Annotated in this window: 20 protein-coding genes; 10 read left to right on the top strand and 10 right to left on the bottom strand. The window is 32.1% G+C overall.

The annotated features are described in order from the left end of the window. Positions 1-1,220: 1,220 nt before the first annotated feature. From H527_RS0118910 to H527_RS22740, 4 genes are all read left to right on the top strand, one after another. The gene (locus H527_RS0118910) at positions 1,221-2,642 is read left to right on the top strand and encodes an MBL fold metallo-hydrolase (protein ID WP_027414090.1); all 1,422 of its coding nucleotides are present in this window, start codon (positions 1,221-1,223) and stop codon (positions 2,640-2,642) included. A 13-nt stretch (positions 2,643-2,655) separates the two neighbouring features. Further along, positions 2,656-3,900 carry an NAD(P)/FAD-dependent oxidoreductase gene (locus tag H527_RS0118905; protein ID WP_027414089.1) on the top strand — a complete coding sequence of 415 codons (1,245 nt, stop codon included), beginning with the start codon at positions 2,656-2,658 and terminating at the stop codon, positions 3,898-3,900. Between the two features lie 69 nt (positions 3,901-3,969). After that, positions 3,970-4,431, top strand: coding sequence for a hypothetical protein (locus H527_RS0118900; protein WP_027414088.1), 462 nt, complete (start codon positions 3,970-3,972; stop codon positions 4,429-4,431). 61 nt (positions 4,432-4,492) lie between these two features. Further along, the gene (locus H527_RS22740) at positions 4,493-4,855 is read left to right on the top strand and encodes a cupin domain-containing protein (protein WP_081414651.1); all 363 of its coding nucleotides are present in this window, start codon (positions 4,493-4,495) and stop codon (positions 4,853-4,855) included. A 6-nt stretch (positions 4,856-4,861) separates the two neighbouring features. On the opposite strand, the gene H527_RS0118890 is transcribed toward H527_RS22740, so the two are convergent. The 6 genes from H527_RS0118890 to H527_RS0118865 all read right to left on the bottom strand — a co-directional run bounded on the left by H527_RS0118890 (position 4,862) and on the right by H527_RS0118865 (position 8,676). Continuing rightward, a complete protein-coding gene (locus H527_RS0118890; RefSeq protein WP_027414086.1) occupies positions 4,862-5,260 on the bottom strand; it encodes an OsmC family protein in 399 nt (132 codons plus the stop codon). 46 nt (positions 5,261-5,306) lie between these two features. Continuing rightward, positions 5,307-5,522, bottom strand: a complete 216-nt coding sequence (locus H527_RS0118885) for a hypothetical protein (RefSeq protein ID WP_027414085.1) — start codon at positions 5,520-5,522, stop codon at positions 5,307-5,309. 137 nt (positions 5,523-5,659) lie between these two features. After that, positions 5,660-5,929, bottom strand: coding sequence for a hypothetical protein (locus H527_RS0118880; protein WP_027414084.1), 270 nt, complete (start codon positions 5,927-5,929; stop codon positions 5,660-5,662). 82 nt (positions 5,930-6,011) lie between these two features. Continuing rightward, positions 6,012-6,422: a hypothetical protein gene (locus H527_RS0118875; RefSeq protein WP_027414083.1), complete on the bottom strand. Its 411-nt coding sequence runs from the start codon at positions 6,420-6,422 to the stop codon at positions 6,012-6,014. A 162-nt stretch (positions 6,423-6,584) separates the two neighbouring features. Beyond that, positions 6,585-7,403: a universal stress protein gene (locus H527_RS0118870; protein ID WP_027414082.1), complete on the bottom strand. Its 819-nt coding sequence runs from the start codon at positions 7,401-7,403 to the stop codon at positions 6,585-6,587. Between the two features lie 502 nt (positions 7,404-7,905). After that, positions 7,906-8,676, bottom strand: a complete 771-nt coding sequence (locus tag H527_RS0118865) for a sigma-70 RNA polymerase sigma factor region 4 domain-containing protein (RefSeq protein WP_027414081.1) — start codon at positions 8,674-8,676, stop codon at positions 7,906-7,908. Between the two features lie 296 nt (positions 8,677-8,972). On the opposite strand from H527_RS0118865, the gene H527_RS24740 reads away from it, so the two are divergent. The 4 genes from H527_RS24740 (at position 8,973) to H527_RS0118850 (ending at position 12,260) form a co-directional block, all read left to right on the top strand. Beyond that, positions 8,973-9,131, top strand: a complete 159-nt coding sequence (locus H527_RS24740; protein WP_155837958.1) for a lmo0937 family membrane protein — start codon at positions 8,973-8,975, stop codon at positions 9,129-9,131. Between the two features lie 171 nt (positions 9,132-9,302). After that, positions 9,303-10,289, top strand: a complete 987-nt coding sequence (gene hflK / locus H527_RS0118860; protein WP_027414080.1) for an FtsH protease activity modulator HflK — start codon at positions 9,303-9,305, stop codon at positions 10,287-10,289. After that, on the top strand, positions 10,279-11,214 hold the full coding sequence (hflC, locus tag H527_RS0118855) for a protease modulator HflC (protein ID WP_027414079.1): 936 nt from the start codon (positions 10,279-10,281) through the stop codon (positions 11,212-11,214). Before hflK ends, hflC begins: the two co-directional genes overlap by 11 nt. 188 nt (positions 11,215-11,402) lie before the next feature. Continuing rightward, the gene (locus H527_RS0118850) at positions 11,403-12,260 is read left to right on the top strand and encodes an OmpA/MotB family protein (RefSeq protein ID WP_027414078.1); all 858 of its coding nucleotides are present in this window, start codon (positions 11,403-11,405) and stop codon (positions 12,258-12,260) included. A gap of 576 nt (positions 12,261-12,836) precedes the next feature. Here the strand turns inward: H527_RS0118850 and H527_RS0118845 are convergent. The 4 genes from H527_RS0118845 to H527_RS23350 form a co-directional block, all read right to left on the bottom strand. After that, positions 12,837-15,332: a heavy metal translocating P-type ATPase gene (locus tag H527_RS0118845; RefSeq protein ID WP_027414077.1), complete on the bottom strand. Its 2,496-nt coding sequence runs from the start codon at positions 15,330-15,332 to the stop codon at positions 12,837-12,839. Between the two features lie 136 nt (positions 15,333-15,468). After that, positions 15,469-15,957 carry a hypothetical protein gene (locus H527_RS0118840; RefSeq protein WP_027414076.1) on the bottom strand — a complete coding sequence of 163 codons (489 nt, stop codon included), beginning with the start codon at positions 15,955-15,957 and terminating at the stop codon, positions 15,469-15,471. Positions 15,958-16,044: 87 nt separating this feature from the next. After that, positions 16,045-17,115, bottom strand: coding sequence for a response regulator (locus H527_RS0118835; protein WP_027414075.1), 1,071 nt, complete (start codon positions 17,113-17,115; stop codon positions 16,045-16,047). 6 nt (positions 17,116-17,121) lie between these two features. Next, entirely contained in the window at positions 17,122-18,738 is a 1,617-nt protein-coding gene (locus H527_RS23350) for a sensor histidine kinase (RefSeq protein ID WP_051316873.1), read from the bottom strand. Positions 18,739-19,069: 331 nt separating this feature from the next. Here H527_RS23350 and H527_RS0118825 point away from each other — a divergent pair, with 331 nt between their 5' ends. Continuing rightward, positions 19,070-20,173, top strand: a complete 1,104-nt coding sequence (locus tag H527_RS0118825; RefSeq protein WP_229809241.1) for a zinc-dependent alcohol dehydrogenase family protein — start codon at positions 19,070-19,072, stop codon at positions 20,171-20,173. A 31-nt stretch (positions 20,174-20,204) separates the two neighbouring features. Beyond that, positions 20,205-20,795 (top strand): YceI family protein, encoded by a 591-nt coding sequence (locus H527_RS0118820; protein WP_027414073.1) that lies wholly within the window; start codon positions 20,205-20,207, stop codon positions 20,793-20,795. Positions 20,796-20,814: the final 19 nt, after the last annotated feature.

Genomic DNA, 20,814 nt, shown 5'->3' with positions numbered 1-20,814 from the left:
AACATTAGGGTTGAGGAATGCAACATTAGGGTGTAGGAACGCAACATTAGGGTTGAGGAATGCAACATTAGGGTGTAGGAATGCATAATTATCGAACCCTGAGGCTCTCGAATCCTGAGGGTTATTTTATTATATACTGATTATCAGATGTTTATATTTTTTAAAGTACGCATTTTATGCTTATTTAGTAGCTTTTCCATACTTTAAAACCGTACTTTAAATACATTCGAATAATTTAAAAATACATGCTTAAGAATCGATTTTATTACGATGTTTTTAGAAGTCAAAAAGATAATATTTTTTCACAAAACTTCATCTTTAATTCGTCCTATTCTCTAACCATTTTAAAGTTTTATAATAAGTTGTTTTAGACAAGCCATAATCGGTTACGATTGTTGGTAACGGTGACTTATGGAGCGATAGTAGAAAAGGCTGAGAAGATCAGTCAGGTGTAAATATTAGAGATGAGTGAAAGCGAATGAATCTAGAGGTTCACGTACGGTTCTGAGAGAGGATTAGGGGTGAAATTCCCCTTTTCCTACTCGACTGGCAACTGGTTTTTTTTAATTTATAACAGATGTTCTATTTATCCCTTGTCGTATATTTCCAAGAATTCATTAAGGCTATTTGCACAAATTCTATAATGATATATAATGATATATTTTTTAAGATCTTTTTTAAGATCTTGCCGTGTAGTCAAAAAATTGAACTATAAACAATGTAAAATATCACTTCATATAAATATTTTGAATAATGGAAAATAAAAATATCGGTCAAACAAACGGAGCTAACTCATCCGAAAACAAGAAAACTGTTTCAGTATTAGAGACATTGAAAATTTAATAATCGATTGGAGATTTCTTGTTCTATTTACAAAGTTTTCAATGATAGGAATTTATTGGTATCTATTTTAATAAACTTATCAATGACAAGAAGCTTAATAAGTATCTTGGTGGTTTGTTTTACTTAAGAGAGTTTATATTCTCTTCAAAGAACTCTTTTAATAATTAGTATCTAAACTGACGAAGGTCAGTGCTTTTGTATTGTTAAAATCAGAGCTTTGCAACAAAAGCTACTGTATTAACTTTCAATATAATATGTCTTTATACTTAGATTTTTTAAATACAAAATTATAAGCTTAGCCTAAGATAGATTTCTAATTGGAGTGATTATATTTTACGCGAGCACTCTTTACGATAATTCAAAATAAGAAAATAAAAATGAAAGTAGAACAAATTTACACAGGCTGTCTGGCACAAGGTGCTTATTACATTGAAAGCAATGGGGAAGTAGCAATTATTGACCCATTACGTGAAGTAGCACCTTATATAGAAATGGCTAACGAACGAAATGCAAAAATAAAATATGTCTTTGAAACGCATTTTCACGCCGATTTCGTTTCAGGTCATATAGACCTTTCCAAAAAAACAGGAGCTACTATTGTTTATGGACCAACAACAATGGAAACAGGTTTTGATTTTGTCTCAGCAAAAGATGGACAAGAATTTAAATTAGGTAATGCTAATATACAACTATTACATACACCTGGTCACACGATGGAAAGTAGTTGTTATTTACTTACAGATAAAAACGGTAAGGCAACTTCACTTTTCTCAGGAGACACATTATTTATTGGTGATGTGGGACGCCCAGACTTAGCCCAAAAAGTGATTGCTGAATTTACACAAGAGAAACTTGCTGGATATTTATTCGATTCTCTTCGTAATAAAATAATCCCGTTAGAAGATGATATTATCGTCTACCCTGGACACGGTGCAGGAAGTGCCTGTGGAAAAACGATGAGTGATGAAATTACAAATACATTAGGGTATCAAAAAAAGACAAACTATGCACTTCGTGCAGATATGACGAAAGAAGATTTTGTCGATGCTATCTTAACAGGATTAACGCCGCCTCCTGGTTATTTCCCACAAAATGTAATGATGAACATCAAAGGATATGAAAACATTGATAGTGTGGTAAAAAAAGGGATAAAACTACTAAATATCAACTCTTTTGAAACTGCAATGAAAGAAACTTCTGCTATCGTATTAGATACTAGAGAAGCACAGGTTTTTGCAAAGGCATTCATTCCTAAATCCTATAACATTGGGATTGATGGGAGTTTCGCTAATTGGGTAGGCACAACGATAATAAATCTAAAACAAACTATTCTTATTATTGCTGAAGAAGGAAGAGAAGAAGAAGTAGCAACACGCTTAGCAAGAATAGGATTTGATAAAAATCTAGGGTATTTAAAAGGGGGGATCGAAGCTTGGATGGCAGCAGGAAGAGAAGTCAATACCATAATCTCTGTCACTACAGAAGAACTTTCTCTAACTACAGAAAGGAGCTCTATTAATATTTTAGATGTACGTAGAAAGAGTGAATATAATAGTGAACATATTGAAGGTGCGGTTAATGTACCTCTTGATTATCTTAATGAAAGTATGAATTTAATAGATAAAAGAAAAACCTACTACGTTCATTGTCGAAGTGGGTACAGATCTATGACATTTATATCTATTTTAAGAGCAAAAGGGTATAAGCACCTTATTGACATTAAAGGGGGCTTTGATGCTATTAAACAAACAGGAGTATTTGAGATTTCAGAATATGAAGCACCCACAACACTGTTATAAATTTAGACCCCCTATGAAAACACATTATCAAATACTCGCTATTGGAGGTGGAACTGCTGGTCTAATGACTGCTAGCAGTTTACTTAAAAAGAATCCAAAATTAAAAGTAGGTATTATTGAGCCTTCAGATAAACATTGGTATCAGCCTGCTTGGACATTGGTAGGTGCTGGCACTTATAATTATGAGAAAACGCAAAGATCGATGGCATCCGTTATGCCTAAAAAAGCAGATTGGATTAAAGATAAAGCGGTTTCAATTTACCCTGAAAAAGATGAAGTTAAAACAGGGAATACTACTTTTTCATACGATTATTTGATAGTTGCTCCAGGATTAAAATTAGATACAACTTTAGTAGAGGGTTTACCAGAAGCTATTAATAAAGGTGTAGTATGTAGTAACTATACCAATCCAAATCACACTTGGGATGTGATTAAAAACTTTAAAGGAGGTGTTGCGCTATTCACTCAACCAACCAAACCTTATAAATGTGGTGGCGCACCACAAAAGATAATGTATCTGGCTGATGATCATTTTAAAAGAGCTGGCATTAAGAATAAAACACACGTCATTTATGCATCTGCCGCAGACGGAATCTTTCCTGTTCTGGAAATTGCAAAAACATTGTATGAAGTTATCGATAGAAAGAATATAAATATAAAGTTTAGTTACGAACTCAAAAAATTTGAAAGCGACAAACAAATTGCTTGGTTTGTCGTATCTCCAGAGAGTGAAGAACGTAACCCAATCATAGTAGAACTTTTTAAAGAGAATAATTTGGTGGGAATCAAATACGATATGTTACATCTCGTACCACCCAATGTGCCGCCAGAGTTTATAAAACAGTCATTACTGGTAGATGAAGCAGATTGGGTAGATGTTGACCCATTCACACTTCAGCATAAAAAATATACAAATATTTTTGGATTGGGAGATGTTTCTAATGTTCCTACGTCTAAAACCAGTGCTGCAATTAGAAAACAAGCTCCAGTAGTTGTAACTAACGTTTTAAAGCTTATTAAATATCAAAAACTTAGTGACAGGAAGTACGATGGCTATTCTTCTTGCCCTTTTATTACCGGTTATGGTAAGATGGTCTTAGCAGAGTTTGACTATTCTAAAAAATTTATGCCAGATCCTAAATTGAAGCGATTGTTAATTAAGGATTCCTCCAAAGAACATTGGCGATTATGGATTCTCAAAAAATACATTCTCCCCTTTCTGTATTGGAATAAAATGCTAAAAGGTAAAGAAGTCTAATTAGGATAAAAATTTTATTCTTTTTTTAGATACTATTATATTCTAAAAAACACTTAGTAAAACTAAATTATGGCAAAAATAAGTAAAGTACATCTTAAGGAAATTCCAGAGTTTGTTAATGTAAGTGAGAATAATACGAATACCATAACGGTGATTACAGAAATTATTTTTCATCCTTTGGACATAAAATTACAAATGGAGTACCAACTCTATTTATTTGTTTATGACATACACGGAAAAGAAGATATTCCCATTTTAATCGCTAACTGGGATGATAGCAAAATACGCAGAATCTCAAAAGAACTAGGAAGAGATGATTTTATTAGTAAAGAAAGTTTTTTAATAAAATCAAATGATAGTAAAAATAACAAACTGGTAATAGAAAAGCAGATGAAGTTAGAATTAGGTAAGATAACTGAAAGCACCTCTGTATTTACTAGAAATTTTGAGGTTTTTGTAAGTCTTATTCCTGTTATACATAGAGCTTCTTCTAGATCTGAAATTTTTGAATCTAAGTTGGTTTTTAAATGATACACTCTCTTAGAAAGTCAATTAAAGCAAAAGTCAAATACTCCTATAATTTATAAAACAAATGAAAAAACTACTCATAATACCAATTGCAATATTAGTTTTAAACTGTTCCAATATGGATAACAAGGCTAAAACAGAATATAATTTATCAAGCAAAATTGAATATCAAGACAAAGTAAATAACAAAATCTATTTTGAAAGTGAAGGGTATAAAATGATATTATTTGCTATGAAAAAGGAGCATATATTAAAACCACATACATCTCCGATGGACACACCCTTATTAATCCTTGAAGGGCAAGCTAAAATCACTATAGATGATAAAGAATACGCTTTAACTACTGGTGAATCTATTGTACTCCCTAAAAATATTCTTCATGGCGTCTATCCAATCACTAATGTAAAATTCGTTTTAATGAAATAGTATATACTAATCTATTAATTTTATTTCTCCAGAAATATTGCAGGTCTCTTTTAAGGTATTATAAATAGTACCAAATTTCTGAAGATTTTTATGCAATAATTTAACATTTAAACTGGCGTCTTCACTTTTAATGTGAATAGTGTATTGGATAGCAACCAATTTTGTTGGTCTTTCTTGTCTTTCACCCAAGACTTCAATTCGAGCGTCTTCGTAGTTAAATTTTAATGTGTCTGAAAAACGTTCAATGTTTTTTAAACAACAGGCAGCAAATGCCCCTAACAATAATTCCGCAGGATTTGGGAGATAGTTTTGGTCTCTTTTAATACCAAAAGAAACATTTGTTTGCTTAGAGGTGAACGTTGCTTGTTGATGAGCAATGATATTTCCACTTACAGTATAATTCATATTGTCAGCTATTTTTTAATGATAATATTATAAAATTAATTGTTGATTAAGAAATACGTGTTGAATTGAGTTGTTGTAATAATTCTTCGATATCTGTTAAGTAGTTTATAAGAGTATCGTTGTTCATTCCCATTTCTGTACCTATTAAATGTCCAAAAGGTTCTTCATCAAGTAAACTATAGACTTCAGGATATTCATTCTGTAGTTTAGACAGCACTTTAGTAACCTTGTTTATTGTATTTGAAGTTATATTTTGTTTCATTGAATATATTTTAATTATTAAAAAACAGTAAAAAAAGCCTATATGAAATTACAGTACTCACTTTTTCAGAAAAATTAACTGCTATATGAATGATTAGTTAAGTTTTTTATGTCGGATTTTTTTAATTCAAATAGAGATTAATTTTTCATCTTTAAAAACCCTTTTAAGATACTCACTTGAAAATCTCTAACAAACGATAGATTAGGGTTTGCATTCATCAATACTAATCCATATCCTAAATGAGAGAGTTTACAATTTTGAATGATTTCTTGCTCTATAGCACTATAAAAAGGGGTAAAGTGTTTTTGAATGACAATGCCTAAAGATTTTGCTATTTTAACTGCTATTATCACTGCATCTGAGATTTGTTTTGGTGATAATCCTTTCAAAACTGTTATAAAATCCATAAAGCTATGTGAATAGTATCCGATGTATCATGCCTTTTGGGATATATGGTTAGTTTCATAAAATATGTTTTAATACTACATTTTATAATAGCTTTTTAGCATAATCAAAAACAATTCTTTTGAACGTTTTAAAATCACTCGTAAAAGTGTCCATTCGTAAAAAAATATGATAGTGTTTTTCTCGGTAATCAGCATCAGCCAATCCTTTTTCCCCTTGTTGTATTCTGGATAATAGTTGCTCGTGTTTTACAATACTATATTCTAGGTCATCAAACAAGTCAGTGTAGATTTTATCGAGGTCCTTTAGCATCTTTTCATATTCTAGATTCTTTTTTTCTGAAGTTTCTTTTTTCTTTAATAAATTATCAAAGAATGTAACTTCGTCTTTCCAAAAGGCAATGGTGTCTAACCATTCTTCACTTTCAAAATGTAAAACATCTAGTCCTGCACCTAATAAAAGTTGTGTTTTAGGGTTTAATAGTGTCTTATTCATCATCGTATATTTTAATTTGTATGTACGGTTTGCTTTTGTCTTAATAGGTATATTTTTTATTTCTAAAATTTATATTGGTATTTTGAAAGAATACAAAACAACGAGTCACTCTTAGAAGTTATTTTTTGTATATTTTATCATCAACATTCAACAAATATTTACTTATAACTTGAAGGTCATGACAGGTAACTTTGCGTGATTTGCTAGATCCTCAGAAATGCTACCTTTTAGAAAATGATTCAAGCCTTTTCGAGCGTGGGTACTTACTGCAATGAGGTCTGCATTTGTTTCTTCTGCATATTGAATTAATCCATCTTCAACTGTATACCCAGCAATAAATTTTACTTTGTTTGATCCACCTGCAGCTGCAAATACTCTTACTTTCTCTTTAAATTCTTTGGAACTTGTAAAATTATTGTTTGGTAGATTGACATAAACAGGATGGATTGTGCTTCCCAAAGCAGAGAATATCGCAACTTTCTGTGAAAATACGGAAGTGTTTTGTGGATTCAAATCTGTAGCTATTACAACATTCTTTAATTCAAATTCTTTAGGCTCAGACTTTATAATTAATACGGGTGTTTTACTGTTTCGGACCATTTTTTCTGCGTTTGACCCCGCAAATATGCCATCCTGTGCAGTTAAACCGTGCGAGCCCATAATAATTAAATCTGCATCTACTTCTTTGGCGACAAGATCTACTTCTTTGTATACCTTATGATGCTTAATCATAGTCTTAACTTTTACACCTTCTAGATATTCCTTTCCTAAAAAGGGAGCAAACTTTTTTTTGGCTAGAGCGAGCATAAATAGCATTTCATTTTTATTATCTGTTTCTGAATGTGAAATAATGCTATCAGATAATTCCAACATATGCAGAATGTAAAGTACTGCATCGTGTTTCTTTGCTAAAATGGCTCCTGCCTTTAAAGCGAACTCTGATTGTTTAGAGAAATCAACAGGTATAATTATGTTTTTCATTTTGTATTATTTTTAGATTACTTATTTCACTTTTAATAAAACGGAAAAATGTCAATCCTTTTTAATTCAATTTTATTTTCGTGGTCTGATTCTTCATAGGTTCATTTTTTGTCCTTTTTTTAAGTATATAAAGGTGCAAATAGATGATCCATCATAAAATGACCAGAGTCAGTACATTTGATTTAGTTTAAAGTGAATATTAAATGATTATATTCACTATCGATTGCAAAAAAAAAAACAAGGAATGCCCATCTATTTATGTAAATGTGGATTTGGGGTTTGTTCGAAAGGCAAACTATATAGGAATCCACAGAGTTACTTTCAGAATTATATGTTCTTCACATTAGTGGCTTCCGTAAACGGTTAAGAGTTTTATAGGTCAGTAGATAGTTACTTATATAAAGTAATAATTGATTAGCGACTGTGCTCGAACGGACAACGAATTTAAGATCAGAATACTTACAAACAGCAAATTACTTCTTGTGCATAGTAATTTACATCTTTAACCGATAGTAAATCTATTAAACAAGCTTGCTCTTAGTGATTTTCTAGCACCATCTAGAAGTTGTTTAGCATCTGTAATACTTATATCTCTTACTTCAGCAATTTCTGCTATCGTAAGATGATGTTTTGTAAAAAGCTCAAACACATTTTGAGTTTGCAATGGTAAATTGTGCAATACCAATTGTACGTGTTTATCTACCTGTTCTTGAGGTAAGGTTTCATCTATTTTTTTTATGAGTTCACGTTCTGTATTTTCTATAAATACATCTTTTATTGTGTAAGGATTTTGGTAATACGAAATATCTGTTAATTCTTCTTTCATAATGAGATCCCCATCACTTTCGGCTGTGAATTTTTCTTCCATTTGATCCCATTCCTGTTTTGAATAATCATCTATATTCTGAAAGAATAAATCGTCAAATTCTTCTTCGGTGATAGCATCATCTAGTAGTTCGTTGGTCTTCTTATAGAGCCAAACATAGAATTCATCTTCATTAGATACATTTTCAATATGATCGTAGGTTTCAATAAATAACTGATCTATAAAATCATTAGGTTCATATTTGTTTTTCGGAAAGTGATTTTTCTGAATAGCGGTTTTAACTCTTTTGATGATATAACTACGTATATCAGGTATTACTTCTGTGAGCAAATTATAAAATGCAGCATTGTTTATTTCCTTTTTTAGTCTCTTAAGCTTCGGAAGTGTTTGTTTTATCGAGATGCGAAGTTCTTTCCGGATCTTATAATATGTAGTCTGATTTTCCATAGATCTTATCGATTATTTTCGATTGCAGATATAAAGGTAGACATACATGATCCTAAATGAAATGACCTAGGTCAGTATATTTTATTTCGATTAAAGCAAATACTGAAGGTTAGATGTTTTTAGAATCAAAACAAAAAGGGTATATAGTTTAAGATGACTGATCCAAGTCATAGGTAAGATTGACTTATACAAGTTTCTTTGCCCTTGAAATGAAAAATTAAGTTTTAAAGCTATGACAGTAAATGTTTTGCCAAAATCAAACTATAGCCTGAATCTAATAAAGAAATAGAAACATTATGAGAGCTTTGTCCTACATAGTTACGTGCCTATTAGTAATGATTTGGTTTATAAGCTTTTTTGTTTACAATGAGGGAGCTTTTATCCATCTGTTATTGGTATTAATATTAATAGCCGTATTGCCTACACTTGCTGGAGGTAGCTTTTATACCTACTAACAACAGCAAAACTATAATTCAAGAAATAGATGAAAAATTATAGATTAAATATAATAATAAGTATAACAGTATTGATTGTCAGTGTATCAATAAATGCTTAAGAAAAAGAAAACTGGAGAATATACAATAAAGATGAATTGGACATACTACCTATACATTTAAAAAACAAAAATGAATAAAGCAGAATTAAATTTACCTTCAGAGTTTAAAAAAATACTTGAGTATTGGCGACTTATTGCCACAGTACTATTCTTAGTACTCATTTCGTGGTCATCAATTTTTCAGATAAGCACTGAAGAAGTAGGAGTTATTACTAGATTTGGTAAGTATGTAAGACAAGTAGAATCGGGATTGAATTTCAAAATACCCTTCGTTGAAGATATTTATAAGGTTCCGATAGAAAGGCAACAAAAGCTGGAATTTGGTTTTAGAACTACCAAAGCTGGAATAGATACTCAATATAAGAAATTATCAAGTACAAAAGACGAATCATTGATGCTTACTGGTGATCTTAATCTTGCAGAGGTGCAATGGGTTGTACAATATAGGGTGGATGATGCTTACAAGAACCTGTTCAAAGTTAGAAATCCTCAGAGTACTCTTCGTATTATTTCAGAAGCTGCAATGAGACAAATTGTGGGTGATCGCACAGTAAATGAAGTACTGACTGTTGGTCGTACAGAAATAGCAAGTGAGTTACAGAAACTCATTCAGCAAATATGTAGAGAGTATTCAATGGGTATCAAAATAGAACAAGTGGTACTTCAGGATGTAAATCCGCCAGAGCCTGTTAAAGCAGCTTTTAATGCTGTGAATGAAGCTCAGCAAGAAAAGGAAACCTTGATTAACCAAGCAAAATCAGAATATAATAAAGTGATCCCCAAAGCAAGAGGTCAGGCAGAAGAAACCATTCAACAGGCCAAAGGATATGCTGCTGAACGTGTAAATAATGCGGATGGGGAAGCCACCAGATTCACTGCCCTATATAATGAATTTGTCAAGGCTCCAGAGGTAACAAAAAGAAGAATTTACCTTGAAACAATGTCAAATGTGATACCCAACATAGGTAATGTAGTTATAACAGACCAAAAAGGCAACAACGTTTTGCCTTTGTTACAAATGCAGATGAACAAAAAAACAGAAAACAATGAAAACTAAATCAATCTTAATCACGATATTAAGTATTATCATTCTGATAGTTTTAAACAGTAGTGCTTTTGTTGTAGAAGAAAAGGATCAAGTGGTAATCACCCAGTTTGGAAAGCCAGTTGGAGAAGCCATTATTGAACCTGGGGTATACTTCAAATTGCCCTTTGTACAAGTTGCTAATTATTTCGAAAAACGCTATATGGAATGGAATGGTGCTCCAAACCAAGTACCCACCAAGGACAAAAAGTTTATTTTTGTCGATACTTATGCAAGATGGCAAATTATTGATCCGCTTCAATTTTTTAAACGCCTAACGAACGAACGTGGTGCGCAATCACGTATAGATGATATTCTTGATGGAGACACCAGGAATTTTATAGCTAATAATGACATAGAAGAGACTGTACGTACAAGTAACAGAATCCCTGAATCATCCGATACTGACATTATTGGCGATTCCTTGGTAAAGATTTATGTAGGTCGGGACAAAATCCAACAAATGATATTGAACTCGGCTAATAAACAGACTGAGGATCTTGGAATTAAGATACTAGATTTTCGTTTTAAACGCATCAATTATGTGCAGGAAGTGCAGGATCAGGTGTATAAACGAATGAAAAGTGAACGTTTCCGTATCGCTGATAAATTCCGCTCAGAAGGCCAGGGTGAAGCCTCACGTATTAATGGTGAGAAGGAACGAGAGCTCAAAAATATACAATCCCTTGCATTCAGGGATGCTGAGATGATTAAGGGTAAGGCAGATGCTACTGCGGCCTCGATTTATGCAAAAGCTTACGATAAATCAAGTCAATCAAGAAATCTTTATGGCTTTCTGAAATCAATGGAAACATTTGAGAAAACTTTTGATGGAAAAACATCTATTTTTATTTCAACAGATAGTGAATTGTATAAATACCTGAAAAAGATGGATTAACCTTTTATGAAATGACCTACGTCAGTGAATTTTATTTAGTTTAAAGCAACCACTGAATAATTGGATATTTTAGAACCAATACAAAAAGAACATAGAGTTTTGATATGACTGATCCAAGTCATAGGTAAAACTTATGTTTAAAAGTTCCTTTGCTATTATATAGTATTAACCGTAAAAGCTAAAAAAAAATGAAAATTACAATCCTTATTAGTATTTTAATATTTGTGCTTTTAACATCCTGCGTAAGTCAAAAAAAATATACAGATCTTCATAACAGAGCAGAACTTTGTGAAGGCGAACTTAGAAACGCATCAAACAAACTTCTAATGCTAGAAAATAATCTAGCAAATGAGAAAAATAAATCGAAGGCGCTCGAAAAGCAGGGTGACTATTTTAAAAGTACGAACACTAATCTGTTAGATAGACTTTCTGACCTTTCTATAGTAAGCAAGTTTGGTGCTGAGAGCATAAAAAAGTCTTTGGAGGCTTTAAACGAACAAAATACCTATATTAAAGATCTAACTGGCTCTATGCAACGAAAAGATTCTCTCAATCTGGCATTAGTGATGAATTTGAAAAGATCCTTAGACGATTTTGACGATGAAGACATAAGTATTGAGGTAAAGAAAGGAGTGGTGTACGTCTCTATATCAGACCGAATGCTTTTTAAGTCGGGAAGTTATAGTATTAATGAATCAGCACAAGCGGTAATAGGGAAAATAGCAAAGATTGTGAACGATCATAAAGAGTTGGATATTCTTGTTGAAGGACATACAGATAAAGTTCCCATTCATACAGATTGTATCGAGGATAATTGGGATTTAAGTACAAAGAGAGCAACATCTATTGTTCGTTTAATGCAAACTAAATTTAATGTGCAACCAGAACGAATGACAGCTGGAGGACGTTCTGAATTTGTGCCTAAAGCTACCAATGAAACATCCAATGGTAGAGCATCTAATCGCAGAACTGAAATTATTATTCTTCCAAAATTAGATCAATTTTTCAATTTGCTAACTCCTCCAGAAGTAGTCTCTGCAGACTAATATCATTTTTATAAAAATTAATAAAATAACACTTAAACTGATCTAGATCAGTTCCCGCATTGAAAACTAGAGGTATATTGCAGTGTAATTAAGATAATAAGTTCTTTGATAGCATTAAAATATAGATTCTTGGATAGTAATATCCTTTGAATTTTAGAGTTGTTAAACGTATTCTAAGCCTTGTATTTTATGTTTCTAGTAAATAGCAATACCAAAATGGCAAGTTTTCTTAAACTACATTTAATACCTCCATAGAAATCGAGACGTTGAAAGGTCTCGGTTTCTTTAAAAAATGATCTCCTAAACTGTAAAGTAGAAGAGGCATTATGAAGTAATTGACATTTTTCTTTAAAAAACCATTTATGAAGAATTTCTAGACATAGAACTTTTGATGGATTGGAGTTGTTAGAAAAATAATAAAGTCTTCATAAAAAACGGGAAGTTTGAACTTCCCGTTTTTGTATTTAAACCAATTCCTATTTTTATACTTTCAAGATTAATTTATCCCTAGCGGTATTATTTCAGAATATAATGTTTCGATGAAAGAATAAATTAATTAATCTCAGAAGCTAATCATTAAATTTTAATATGTCGCAATCGTAATGCGTTTGCTATTACAGACACAGAACTAAAACTCATTGCCAAAGCTGCTATCATTGGCGAGAGTAATAATCCAAATATGGGATATAAAACACCTGCTGCGATTGGTACGCCTATAGTATTGTAAACGAAGGCAAAAAATAGATTCTGTTGAATGTTTTTTACCACTTTATGGCTTAATTGTCTCGCTTTTACAATGCCTTGCAAATCCCCTTTAACTAACGTTATTGACGCGCTTTCAATTGCAACATCAGTTCCTGTTCCCATAGCAATACCAACATCAGATTGAGCCAAGGCTGGGGCATCGTTAATGCCGTCTCCTGCCATTGCAACAATTTTACCTTGTTGTTGTAATGTTTTTATTTCATTGAGTTTGTCTTCTGGAAGACATTCGGCTTTATAATGTTTTAGGTTTAATTGTTGGGCTACTGCTTTGGCTGTATTTTTATTATCGCCTGTTAGCATGATGACTTCAATACCATTATTTTGCAATTCTGCAATTGCATTTTGACTTGTTTCTTTAATGGCATCAAAAATAGAAACATAGCCTACTGCTTCATTTTCTAGGGTGATAAATGAAACGGTTTTGCCTTGCTCTTGTTCAGTAATAACTTTTTTGACTAAATCTTCTGAAATCGAAATAGAAAACATCTCTAAAAGTTTGTCATTTCCTAATGCTATTTTTTTAGTATCAACTGTACCAATAACACCTTTTCCTGTAATGGATTCAAAATCATGTACTTTAGTGATTGATACATTTTTTGACTTCCCATAATTCACAATGGCTTCTGCCAATGGATGTTCGCTATATTGATTTAATGATACAATGTATTTAAGTAACACATCTTCGCTTATTTTATTTGTAGAAATCACTTTTTCAACAGATGGTTTCCCCTCTGTTATTGTTCCTGTTTTATCTACAATAAGCGTATCTACCTTATTCATTTTTTCTAATGCTTCTGCATTTTTAATCAAAACACCAGATTGTGCACCTCTACCAACACCAACCATAACAGACATTGGCGTTGCCAAACCTAATGCACATGGACAGGCAATAATTAGTACAGCAATAGCATTTACAAAGGCGAATACATACGGAGGTTCTGGTCCAAAAATAACCCAAACAATAAATGTTATTACAGAAATTAGTAATACAATAGGAACAAAGTATTTTGCAATTCTATCTGCTAATTTTTGAATAGGTGCTTTTGAGCGACTTGCATTATTAACCATATGGATAATTTGAGAAAGTAACGTTTCTGAACCTACTTTTTCTGCTTTCATTATAAATGACCTTGTACCATTGATTGTTCCTGAATTTACTTTATCATCAACAGTCTTATCTACAGGAATTGGCTCTCCAGTTACCATGGATTCATCAATGCTACTATGGCCTTCAATAATACTTCCATCGACAGGTATTTTTTCGCCAGGTTTTACACGCAATAAAAAACCTTGTTCAATTGTATCAATAGCAATTACTTTATCTTCTCCATTTACAACCAATGTTGCTGTTGCAGGCACTAATTTTAGTAATTCCTTGATTGCACCATTAGTTTTACTATGTGCTCTTGCTTCTAATAATTGTCCTAATAATACTAAGGTGAGTATAACCGTAGTTGCTTCAAAATACACAAACACATTACCATCGGCAGTTTTAAAATCTGATGGAAACACATCTGGAAATAATAGTGCAAAAATACTAAATAGAAACGCAATACCTGAACCAACACCAATTAGCGTGAACATATTAAGGTTCATCGTTTTTATGGAAGTCCAAGCACGTTTATAAAACATCCAAGTAGCGTAAAACAACACAGGAATTGATAATGCAAATTGAATCCAATTCCAATATTTTTGTTCTAAAATAGAATACAACGGATTGTAGCTTAACATTTCAGACATTGCTATTAGAAATATAGGCACAGTAAAAGCAACTGCAATCCAAAACTTTTTTAGTAGTTTCTTATAGGTTTTATCTTCTGCTGAACTATCTGCTTCCAATGGAATTAAATCCATTCCACAAATAGGACAAACTCCGGATTCCTCTTTTATAACTTCAGGATGCATTGGACACGTCCATTGTGTAGATTTGGATGTGGAAATATTTTGTTCTTCCACTAAATCCATTCCGCACACAGGACAATCGCCTGCTTTGTCATACGTCTTTTCGCCTTCGCAATGCATAGGACAATAAAATGTTCCAGTACCTTTTCCTGTTAGGAATTTTTCCTTTGCTACTTTAGAATGATGATGTTCTCCTAATTTATGAATATTATATTTTTCGCCATCATTCTTTAGAGCTTCTTGAAACATTTCTAATGGAATATGAGTTTCCATTTCAATGGTTACTTCTGCCTTTTCTAAAGCAACTTTCGCTTTTGAAACACCTTTAACTTTCGATACTATTTCTTCAACGTGATTACGACAACCATTACAGGTAATTCCGTGTATGTGATATGTATATTTCATCTGATTTATTTCAACAGCTTACTACAACTTAATATTTGAGAATCATATTAGAAATTTTCCGTTTGAATCTCAGTTTTTTTTTAGCGTGTGGATAACTATGCATATTACAAAAACAACAAGAGAGACATCTTTAGTATTAAATATTTAACATAGGTTCTAGAGTGTTTAAAATACTACTTTCCCCTCGAATAATTAAACAATAATTTTCATTTTTTAACGCAGTTAAAAAGCTATCAATCTCTTCGGTGCTAATTCCTAATCCTTTAAATATTCCTATAAGACCTGTAGGTAATGATCCGAGCTTTCTTTTATCAATTTTATTAATGAATGTTGAGGTTAAATGACCTGCAATAAATAAGGCGCCAATCTCAGTATTATGGAAATAACCAAATTGATATTGCTTGCCTAATACAGTACTTAATTGCTGTTTTATATCGACTATTATTTTTTTAAGTTCTTTTTTAGTAATTGATTTATTGGTAGTAAGCTTACCCAAGATAGATAACTGAAGTGATGTATTATTTTTTTGAGCAATATTGCTTAATACGGTCTCTATTTGTGATAAACTTGGAAATGTTCTTATAACAAATGATTTTTGTTGTGTGTTATGTTTTTTTGAAGACATTCTACAAATATTAATTTAGTTTCAATGTATTGCTAAATTAACCGTAACAATTCTTTTCTTCAATGACGAGGGTCAACATGTCTGGTTTTATCCAAAAAGAGCAATATCTTCTACCCTTTTTTTATCTTCAATACTAATTTCTCTTTGAGAACCAATACTAATTAATGCTTCATCTTTAAAATCGGTTAGCATTCTAATAGCAGTTTCAGTAGCTGTGCCCATAAGACTTGCTAAATCTTCTCTTGAGATACTGATTCCTTTATTTAAAGAAGTATGAAGTATTTTATTTTTAGATAAATCCAATAATACTTTTGCTAAACGTTGTCTAACTGTGGAAAAGGCCATACCTACTAGTTGTTCTTGAAGATCAATTAGATCGTTGGAAATCATAGTGATGAATTTATTTGAAATCAACTTATCACTAAATAACAACGTTTTAAAATCGGCTTTAGGTATTTTAAAAATTTCTGCTTGTTCTAGAACTTTAGCAGTATCTCTATACGTGCCCTTATTCGTTAGTAAAGATAATTGACCTACAAATTGTCCAGGCCCAAATAAGCCTGTTACCAAAGATTTACCAGATTCTGTAGTTTTATATGTTTTTATAGCGCCTTTTTGTATAAAGTAAAGTGTATGTGCTATATCTCCTTCTATAAAAATAAAATCTTTTTTATTAAAGGTTTCCACCTTACGATCTTTAGAAAGGCATTCCATACCTTCATGTACCGATACCTCATTGAAAAATTGATGGATACCTTCAATATCTTTAGAAATTTTTTTTTTAAGGAAGCTATATTTTTTAAGTCTTGAGGCAACGGCATCTAATAATTCACTTTCTTCAAAAGGTTTAGTAAGATAATCATCAGCTCCTAGGTTCATCCCTTTTCTAATATCTATTTTTTCTGTTTTAGCGGTTAGGAAAATAAAAGGCGTACTAGATGTTGTTTTATCTTTACTTAAATGAAGTAATACATCGTATCCGTTCATTTCTGGCATCATAATGTCACAAATAATAATATCTGGTTGTGTATGTATCGCAACTTCAAGACCTTTCTTACCATCTTCTGCTGTGCAAACTTCGTAGTTTGCCAATTCTAAGATTTCTGCCGTATTTTCTCGAACATCTTGATTGTCTTCTATTAAAAGTATTTTTGTCATCGTTTTTTATTTACTAGGTTTTGGCCACTTGATTAAAAAAGTTGTGCCTTTATTGATTTCACTTACAAAATCAATAGTGCCATCCATTAGATCTACGTATTGTTTTACAATATTAAGACCTAGACCTGTTCCTTGAATATTCTGTGCATTTTTTGCTCTAAAGAAACGCTCGAATAGTTTTTCCTGTTCGTCCTTTGGAATACCAATACCTTGATCTTGAATTTGAAGAGAGAAAAACTGCTTACTTTCTTCAATTGTAATATGGATATCTGTGTTTTTTGGAGAATATTTGATTGCATTAGAGACTAAATTCATCAATATAGTACGCACTAATTTTGGATCAAGATGTAATAAAAGAGGGTGGTCTGGTGATACTAAAATAATATTTTTTCCTATTTTTTTAGTTGTTGACACTTCTTCAATAAGTGTCTTAGAAAAGGCAACAAAATCAAACAGCTCTTTATTTGCTTCAACTTTTCCTTCTTCTAACTTACTGAGGGATAGGAAATCATTCAAAATAATGACCAAGTGTTTTACGTTTTTCTTGATTTGCGCCACATATTTCTCTCGTTTTTGTTCTTTCCCAGCTTCATTTTGTCTGTCAATAAGGATCGCTGAGGTTTGTATGGCACTTAAAGGCGTTCTAAATTCGTGTGATGCCATAGAGATAAAACGTGATTTTAATTCGTTGAGTTCCTGTTCTTTTTTTAATGCATTTTTAGTAGCACTTTCAATATTCTTTTGTGTCGTGATATCGCTATACACGAATAAGGCGCTGGAAATAACAGCATTCTTATCAAATAATGGTGTAGTGTTTACAGAGAAATATTTGTTTCTATATATGATTTCAAAACCAAGATGCTCTCCAGCAATCGTTTTTATGATATCTTGTTTTAGTTTTGCTTTTTGTTCTTCGGAAAAGATGGCGATATCATCAGCGGTTGTATCTTCAAAAACCATTTCATCTAGCCCTAAATTTATAATAGATTCACCTTCAACAAGTAGTATTTCAAAATTTGGATTAAAAACAATGATAAAACCGTTGGGGAAGTTTTTGGCAATTGCTGAGGATAAGGATTTATTCGCAATAGCTCTTTTTTCTGCCTCTTGCGTTTCTTGTATTTGATCTTCGAGACTTAAATTAGATGCCACAAGTTTTTGAACGGTAGTGGTTAGTTCATTAGTTCTACTGGCTACTTCATTCTCTAATTCTTCGGAATAGATTTTTAATTTGGCTCGACTAACATTTAACTGTTTTTCTATTTTTTCTCGCTCCGAAATATCTATTACAAAAGCTATTACAACCTGTTTTTGTTCTATGGTTGTTGGACTTAAACTTATTTCTAATGGGAATTGAGAACCATCTTTTTTTAGCCCCCACAATTCTAAGTTCTGACCCATTCGTCGTGCTTTTGATTTTACAATGGAACCTTCTCTATAACTTTTATGTTTTTTTTTGAACTTATTCGGGATAAGGCTCTCTATTTTCTGCGCTATAAGCTCTCCTTCTTTATAACCAAACAGTTGTTCACTGGCAGGGTTGGCTTTAATGATGATGCCATCTGCATCAACCACTAAAATACCTTCCACAGAAGATTGAAAGATGCTTTGAAAAAGGATCATATTTTGTAATTATTTACTCAAAATTGGAATGTAGTTATGCCAATTAAAATGTATTACAATGTAATCTATTTAAAAATGATTTAGACTATGTTTTATTTATTTGACTTTCAATTATTTAACAGCTATGATTTCTGCCATTTTAATTGACAGTTTACGTCTTTGGTTTTTTATAACCTCTTAAATAATATATAGCAGAGAAAACTTTGTACAATACTAAGTTTTCGGATAAAACAGGTTCAAACTGATACAGGTCATCTTTTATGTTGATACCTTCTTATAGATTTGCAGTGGTTATAATATTGATAATTAATAAATTATAAATTTAGTAGTCATGTCAAAAAGAATTATTCCAGTAAAAGAAATTCAATCAAATGGTGCTTCGTCTGAAAATTTATCGATAATGAAAGGTTTAGTTTATGATGGACCAGGAAAAATTGTATATAAGGATGTCTCAAAACCCGAAATTAAAAAGCAAACAGATGCCATTGTAAAAATAGTTAAGACCACAATATGCGGAACAGATTTGGGTATATTACATGGTAAAACGCCTAGTGTAAAGCCAGGAACCACGATCGGTCATGAGGGTGTTGGGATAATAGAGGAAGTGGGTAGTGGCGTTGGTAATTTTAAAAAAGGAGATCGTGTAATCATTTCATGTATCACTGCTTGTGGTACTTGTGAATATTGCAAAAAGCAAATGTATAGCCATTGTAAAGATGGAGGGTGGATTTTAGGTAACCTCATTAATGGTACGCAAGCAGAATATGTTCGTATTCCACATGCCGATAACAGTCTTTATATTGCTCCAGAAGGAATTGATGATGAAGCACTAGTTATGCTAAGCGACATTCTGCCAACAGGTCATGAAATAGGTGTTATAAATGGCTGTGTAAAACCAGGTGACACAATAGCAATTGTTGGTGCTGGTCCTATTGGGATGTCTGCCCTTCTTACCGCAAAATTCTATTCTCCTGCCAAGATATATATGATTGATTTAGATGAAAACCGTTTGGATTTGGCCAAAAAATGGGGAGCTACAGATACCATCAATTCAGGTACGGATGATGCCATCAAAAAGATACTATCTGAAACTGTAGATGGTGTAGATGTAGCCATTGAAGCCGTAGGTGTTCCTGTTACTTTCGATATCTGTCAGCAAATTATACGTCCTGGTGGTCACATCGCAAACATTGGTGTACATGGAAAAAGTGTAGATCTGAAAATTCAGGATTTATGGATAAAGAATATCACTATTACCATGGGGCTAGTAAATACTAACACCACTCCGATGCTTCTCAAAACAGTGGTCTCTGGAAAAATCCAACCAGAAAAATTGATTACCCATCACTTTAAATTGAGTGAGATCATGCACGCTTACGAGATATTTGGTAATGCAGCCAAAGAAAAGGCGTTAAAAATAATTTTAACAAACTAAGGTCTATTTGATTTGCTTAAAATTTAAAAAAATGAAAACACATTTTAAATACTTAGTACTTATTATCCTTATAGTGTTTACCAATATTGGGTTTACACAATCTATATACAAAATTCAGACAAATGATACCATAGATATGAAACTTAAAGGAACATCAACCATGCATGATTGGGAAATGGATGCTATTACCGCTACAGGAGAAGCACGATTTACCTTCAAGACTACGGATGAAAAAGAACTTACGTCACTAAAATCACTTACATTTAATTTGATAGTAAAGGATTTGAAAAGCGACAGTAAAGAACTTGATAAAAATGCTTACAAAGCATTAAAAACGAATGAGTTTAAAGACATCTATTACACGCTATCTACGTCTACATTATCGCCTCAAAAAGAAAGTTATCTTTTTAAAACCAATGGCAAATTAACTGTTGCGGGAGTTACAAAAGATATAGCAATGGACATGCACGTTGTAGTGAGTTCAAATAACACTATTATCTGTAAAGGATCATATAAATTAAAGATGTCAGACTATGGTGTTGAACCACCATCATTTATGATGGGGATAATGAAAACAGGTGATGATACTACGCTTGATTTTACAGTAACTTATATAAACTAAAAGGAAAATAGAGTCTTCA

It is taken from the genome of Aquimarina muelleri DSM 19832 (assembly GCF_000430665.1).
Lineage (GTDB): Bacteria > Bacteroidota > Bacteroidia > Flavobacteriales > Flavobacteriaceae > Aquimarina > Aquimarina muelleri.
The sequence above is the reverse complement of the archived record's forward strand: the minus strand, read 5'-3'. Positions and strand labels throughout refer to the sequence as shown.

Coding starts and splice junctions, on each gene's coding strand:
- H527_RS0118880 (WP_027414084.1), bottom strand. CDS start 5,929: ATGGATTTTATAACAGTTTTGAAAGGATTATCACCAAAACAAATCTCA.
- H527_RS0118850 (WP_027414078.1), top strand. CDS start 11,403: ATGAAAATTACAATCCTTATTAGTATTTTAATATTTGTGCTTTTAACA.
- H527_RS0118890 (WP_027414086.1), bottom strand. CDS start 5,260: ATGAATTATACTGTAAGTGGAAATATCATTGCTCATCAACAAGCAACG.
- H527_RS0118885 (WP_027414085.1), bottom strand. CDS start 5,522: ATGAAACAAAATATAACTTCAAATACAATAAACAAGGTTACTAAAGTG.
- hflC (WP_027414079.1), top strand. CDS start 10,279: ATGAAAACTAAATCAATCTTAATCACGATATTAAGTATTATCATTCTG.
- H527_RS0118840 (WP_027414076.1), bottom strand. CDS start 15,957: ATGTCTTCAAAAAAACATAACACACAACAAAAATCATTTGTTATAAGA.
- H527_RS0118825 (WP_229809241.1), top strand. CDS start 19,070: ATGTCAAAAAGAATTATTCCAGTAAAAGAAATTCAATCAAATGGTGCT.
- H527_RS0118900 (WP_027414088.1), top strand. CDS start 3,970: ATGGCAAAAATAAGTAAAGTACATCTTAAGGAAATTCCAGAGTTTGTT.
- hflK (WP_027414080.1), top strand. CDS start 9,303: ATGAATAAAGCAGAATTAAATTTACCTTCAGAGTTTAAAAAAATACTT.
- H527_RS0118910 (WP_027414090.1), top strand. CDS start 1,221: ATGAAAGTAGAACAAATTTACACAGGCTGTCTGGCACAAGGTGCTTAT.
- H527_RS0118820 (WP_027414073.1), top strand. CDS start 20,205: ATGAAAACACATTTTAAATACTTAGTACTTATTATCCTTATAGTGTTT.
- H527_RS0118870 (WP_027414082.1), bottom strand. CDS start 7,403: ATGAAAAACATAATTATACCTGTTGATTTCTCTAAACAATCAGAGTTC.
- H527_RS0118835 (WP_027414075.1), bottom strand. CDS start 17,115: ATGACAAAAATACTTTTAATAGAAGACAATCAAGATGTTCGAGAAAAT.
- H527_RS0118845 (WP_027414077.1), bottom strand. CDS start 15,332: ATGAAATATACATATCACATACACGGAATTACCTGTAATGGTTGTCGT.
- H527_RS23350 (WP_051316873.1), bottom strand. CDS start 18,738: ATGATCCTTTTTCAAAGCATCTTTCAATCTTCTGTGGAAGGTATTTTA.
- H527_RS0118905 (WP_027414089.1), top strand. CDS start 2,656: ATGAAAACACATTATCAAATACTCGCTATTGGAGGTGGAACTGCTGGT.
- H527_RS24740 (WP_155837958.1), top strand. CDS start 8,973: ATGAGAGCTTTGTCCTACATAGTTACGTGCCTATTAGTAATGATTTGG.
- H527_RS0118865 (WP_027414081.1), bottom strand. CDS start 8,676: ATGGAAAATCAGACTACATATTATAAGATCCGGAAAGAACTTCGCATC.
- H527_RS0118875 (WP_027414083.1), bottom strand. CDS start 6,422: ATGAATAAGACACTATTAAACCCTAAAACACAACTTTTATTAGGTGCA.
- H527_RS22740 (WP_081414651.1), top strand. CDS start 4,493: ATGAAAAAACTACTCATAATACCAATTGCAATATTAGTTTTAAACTGT.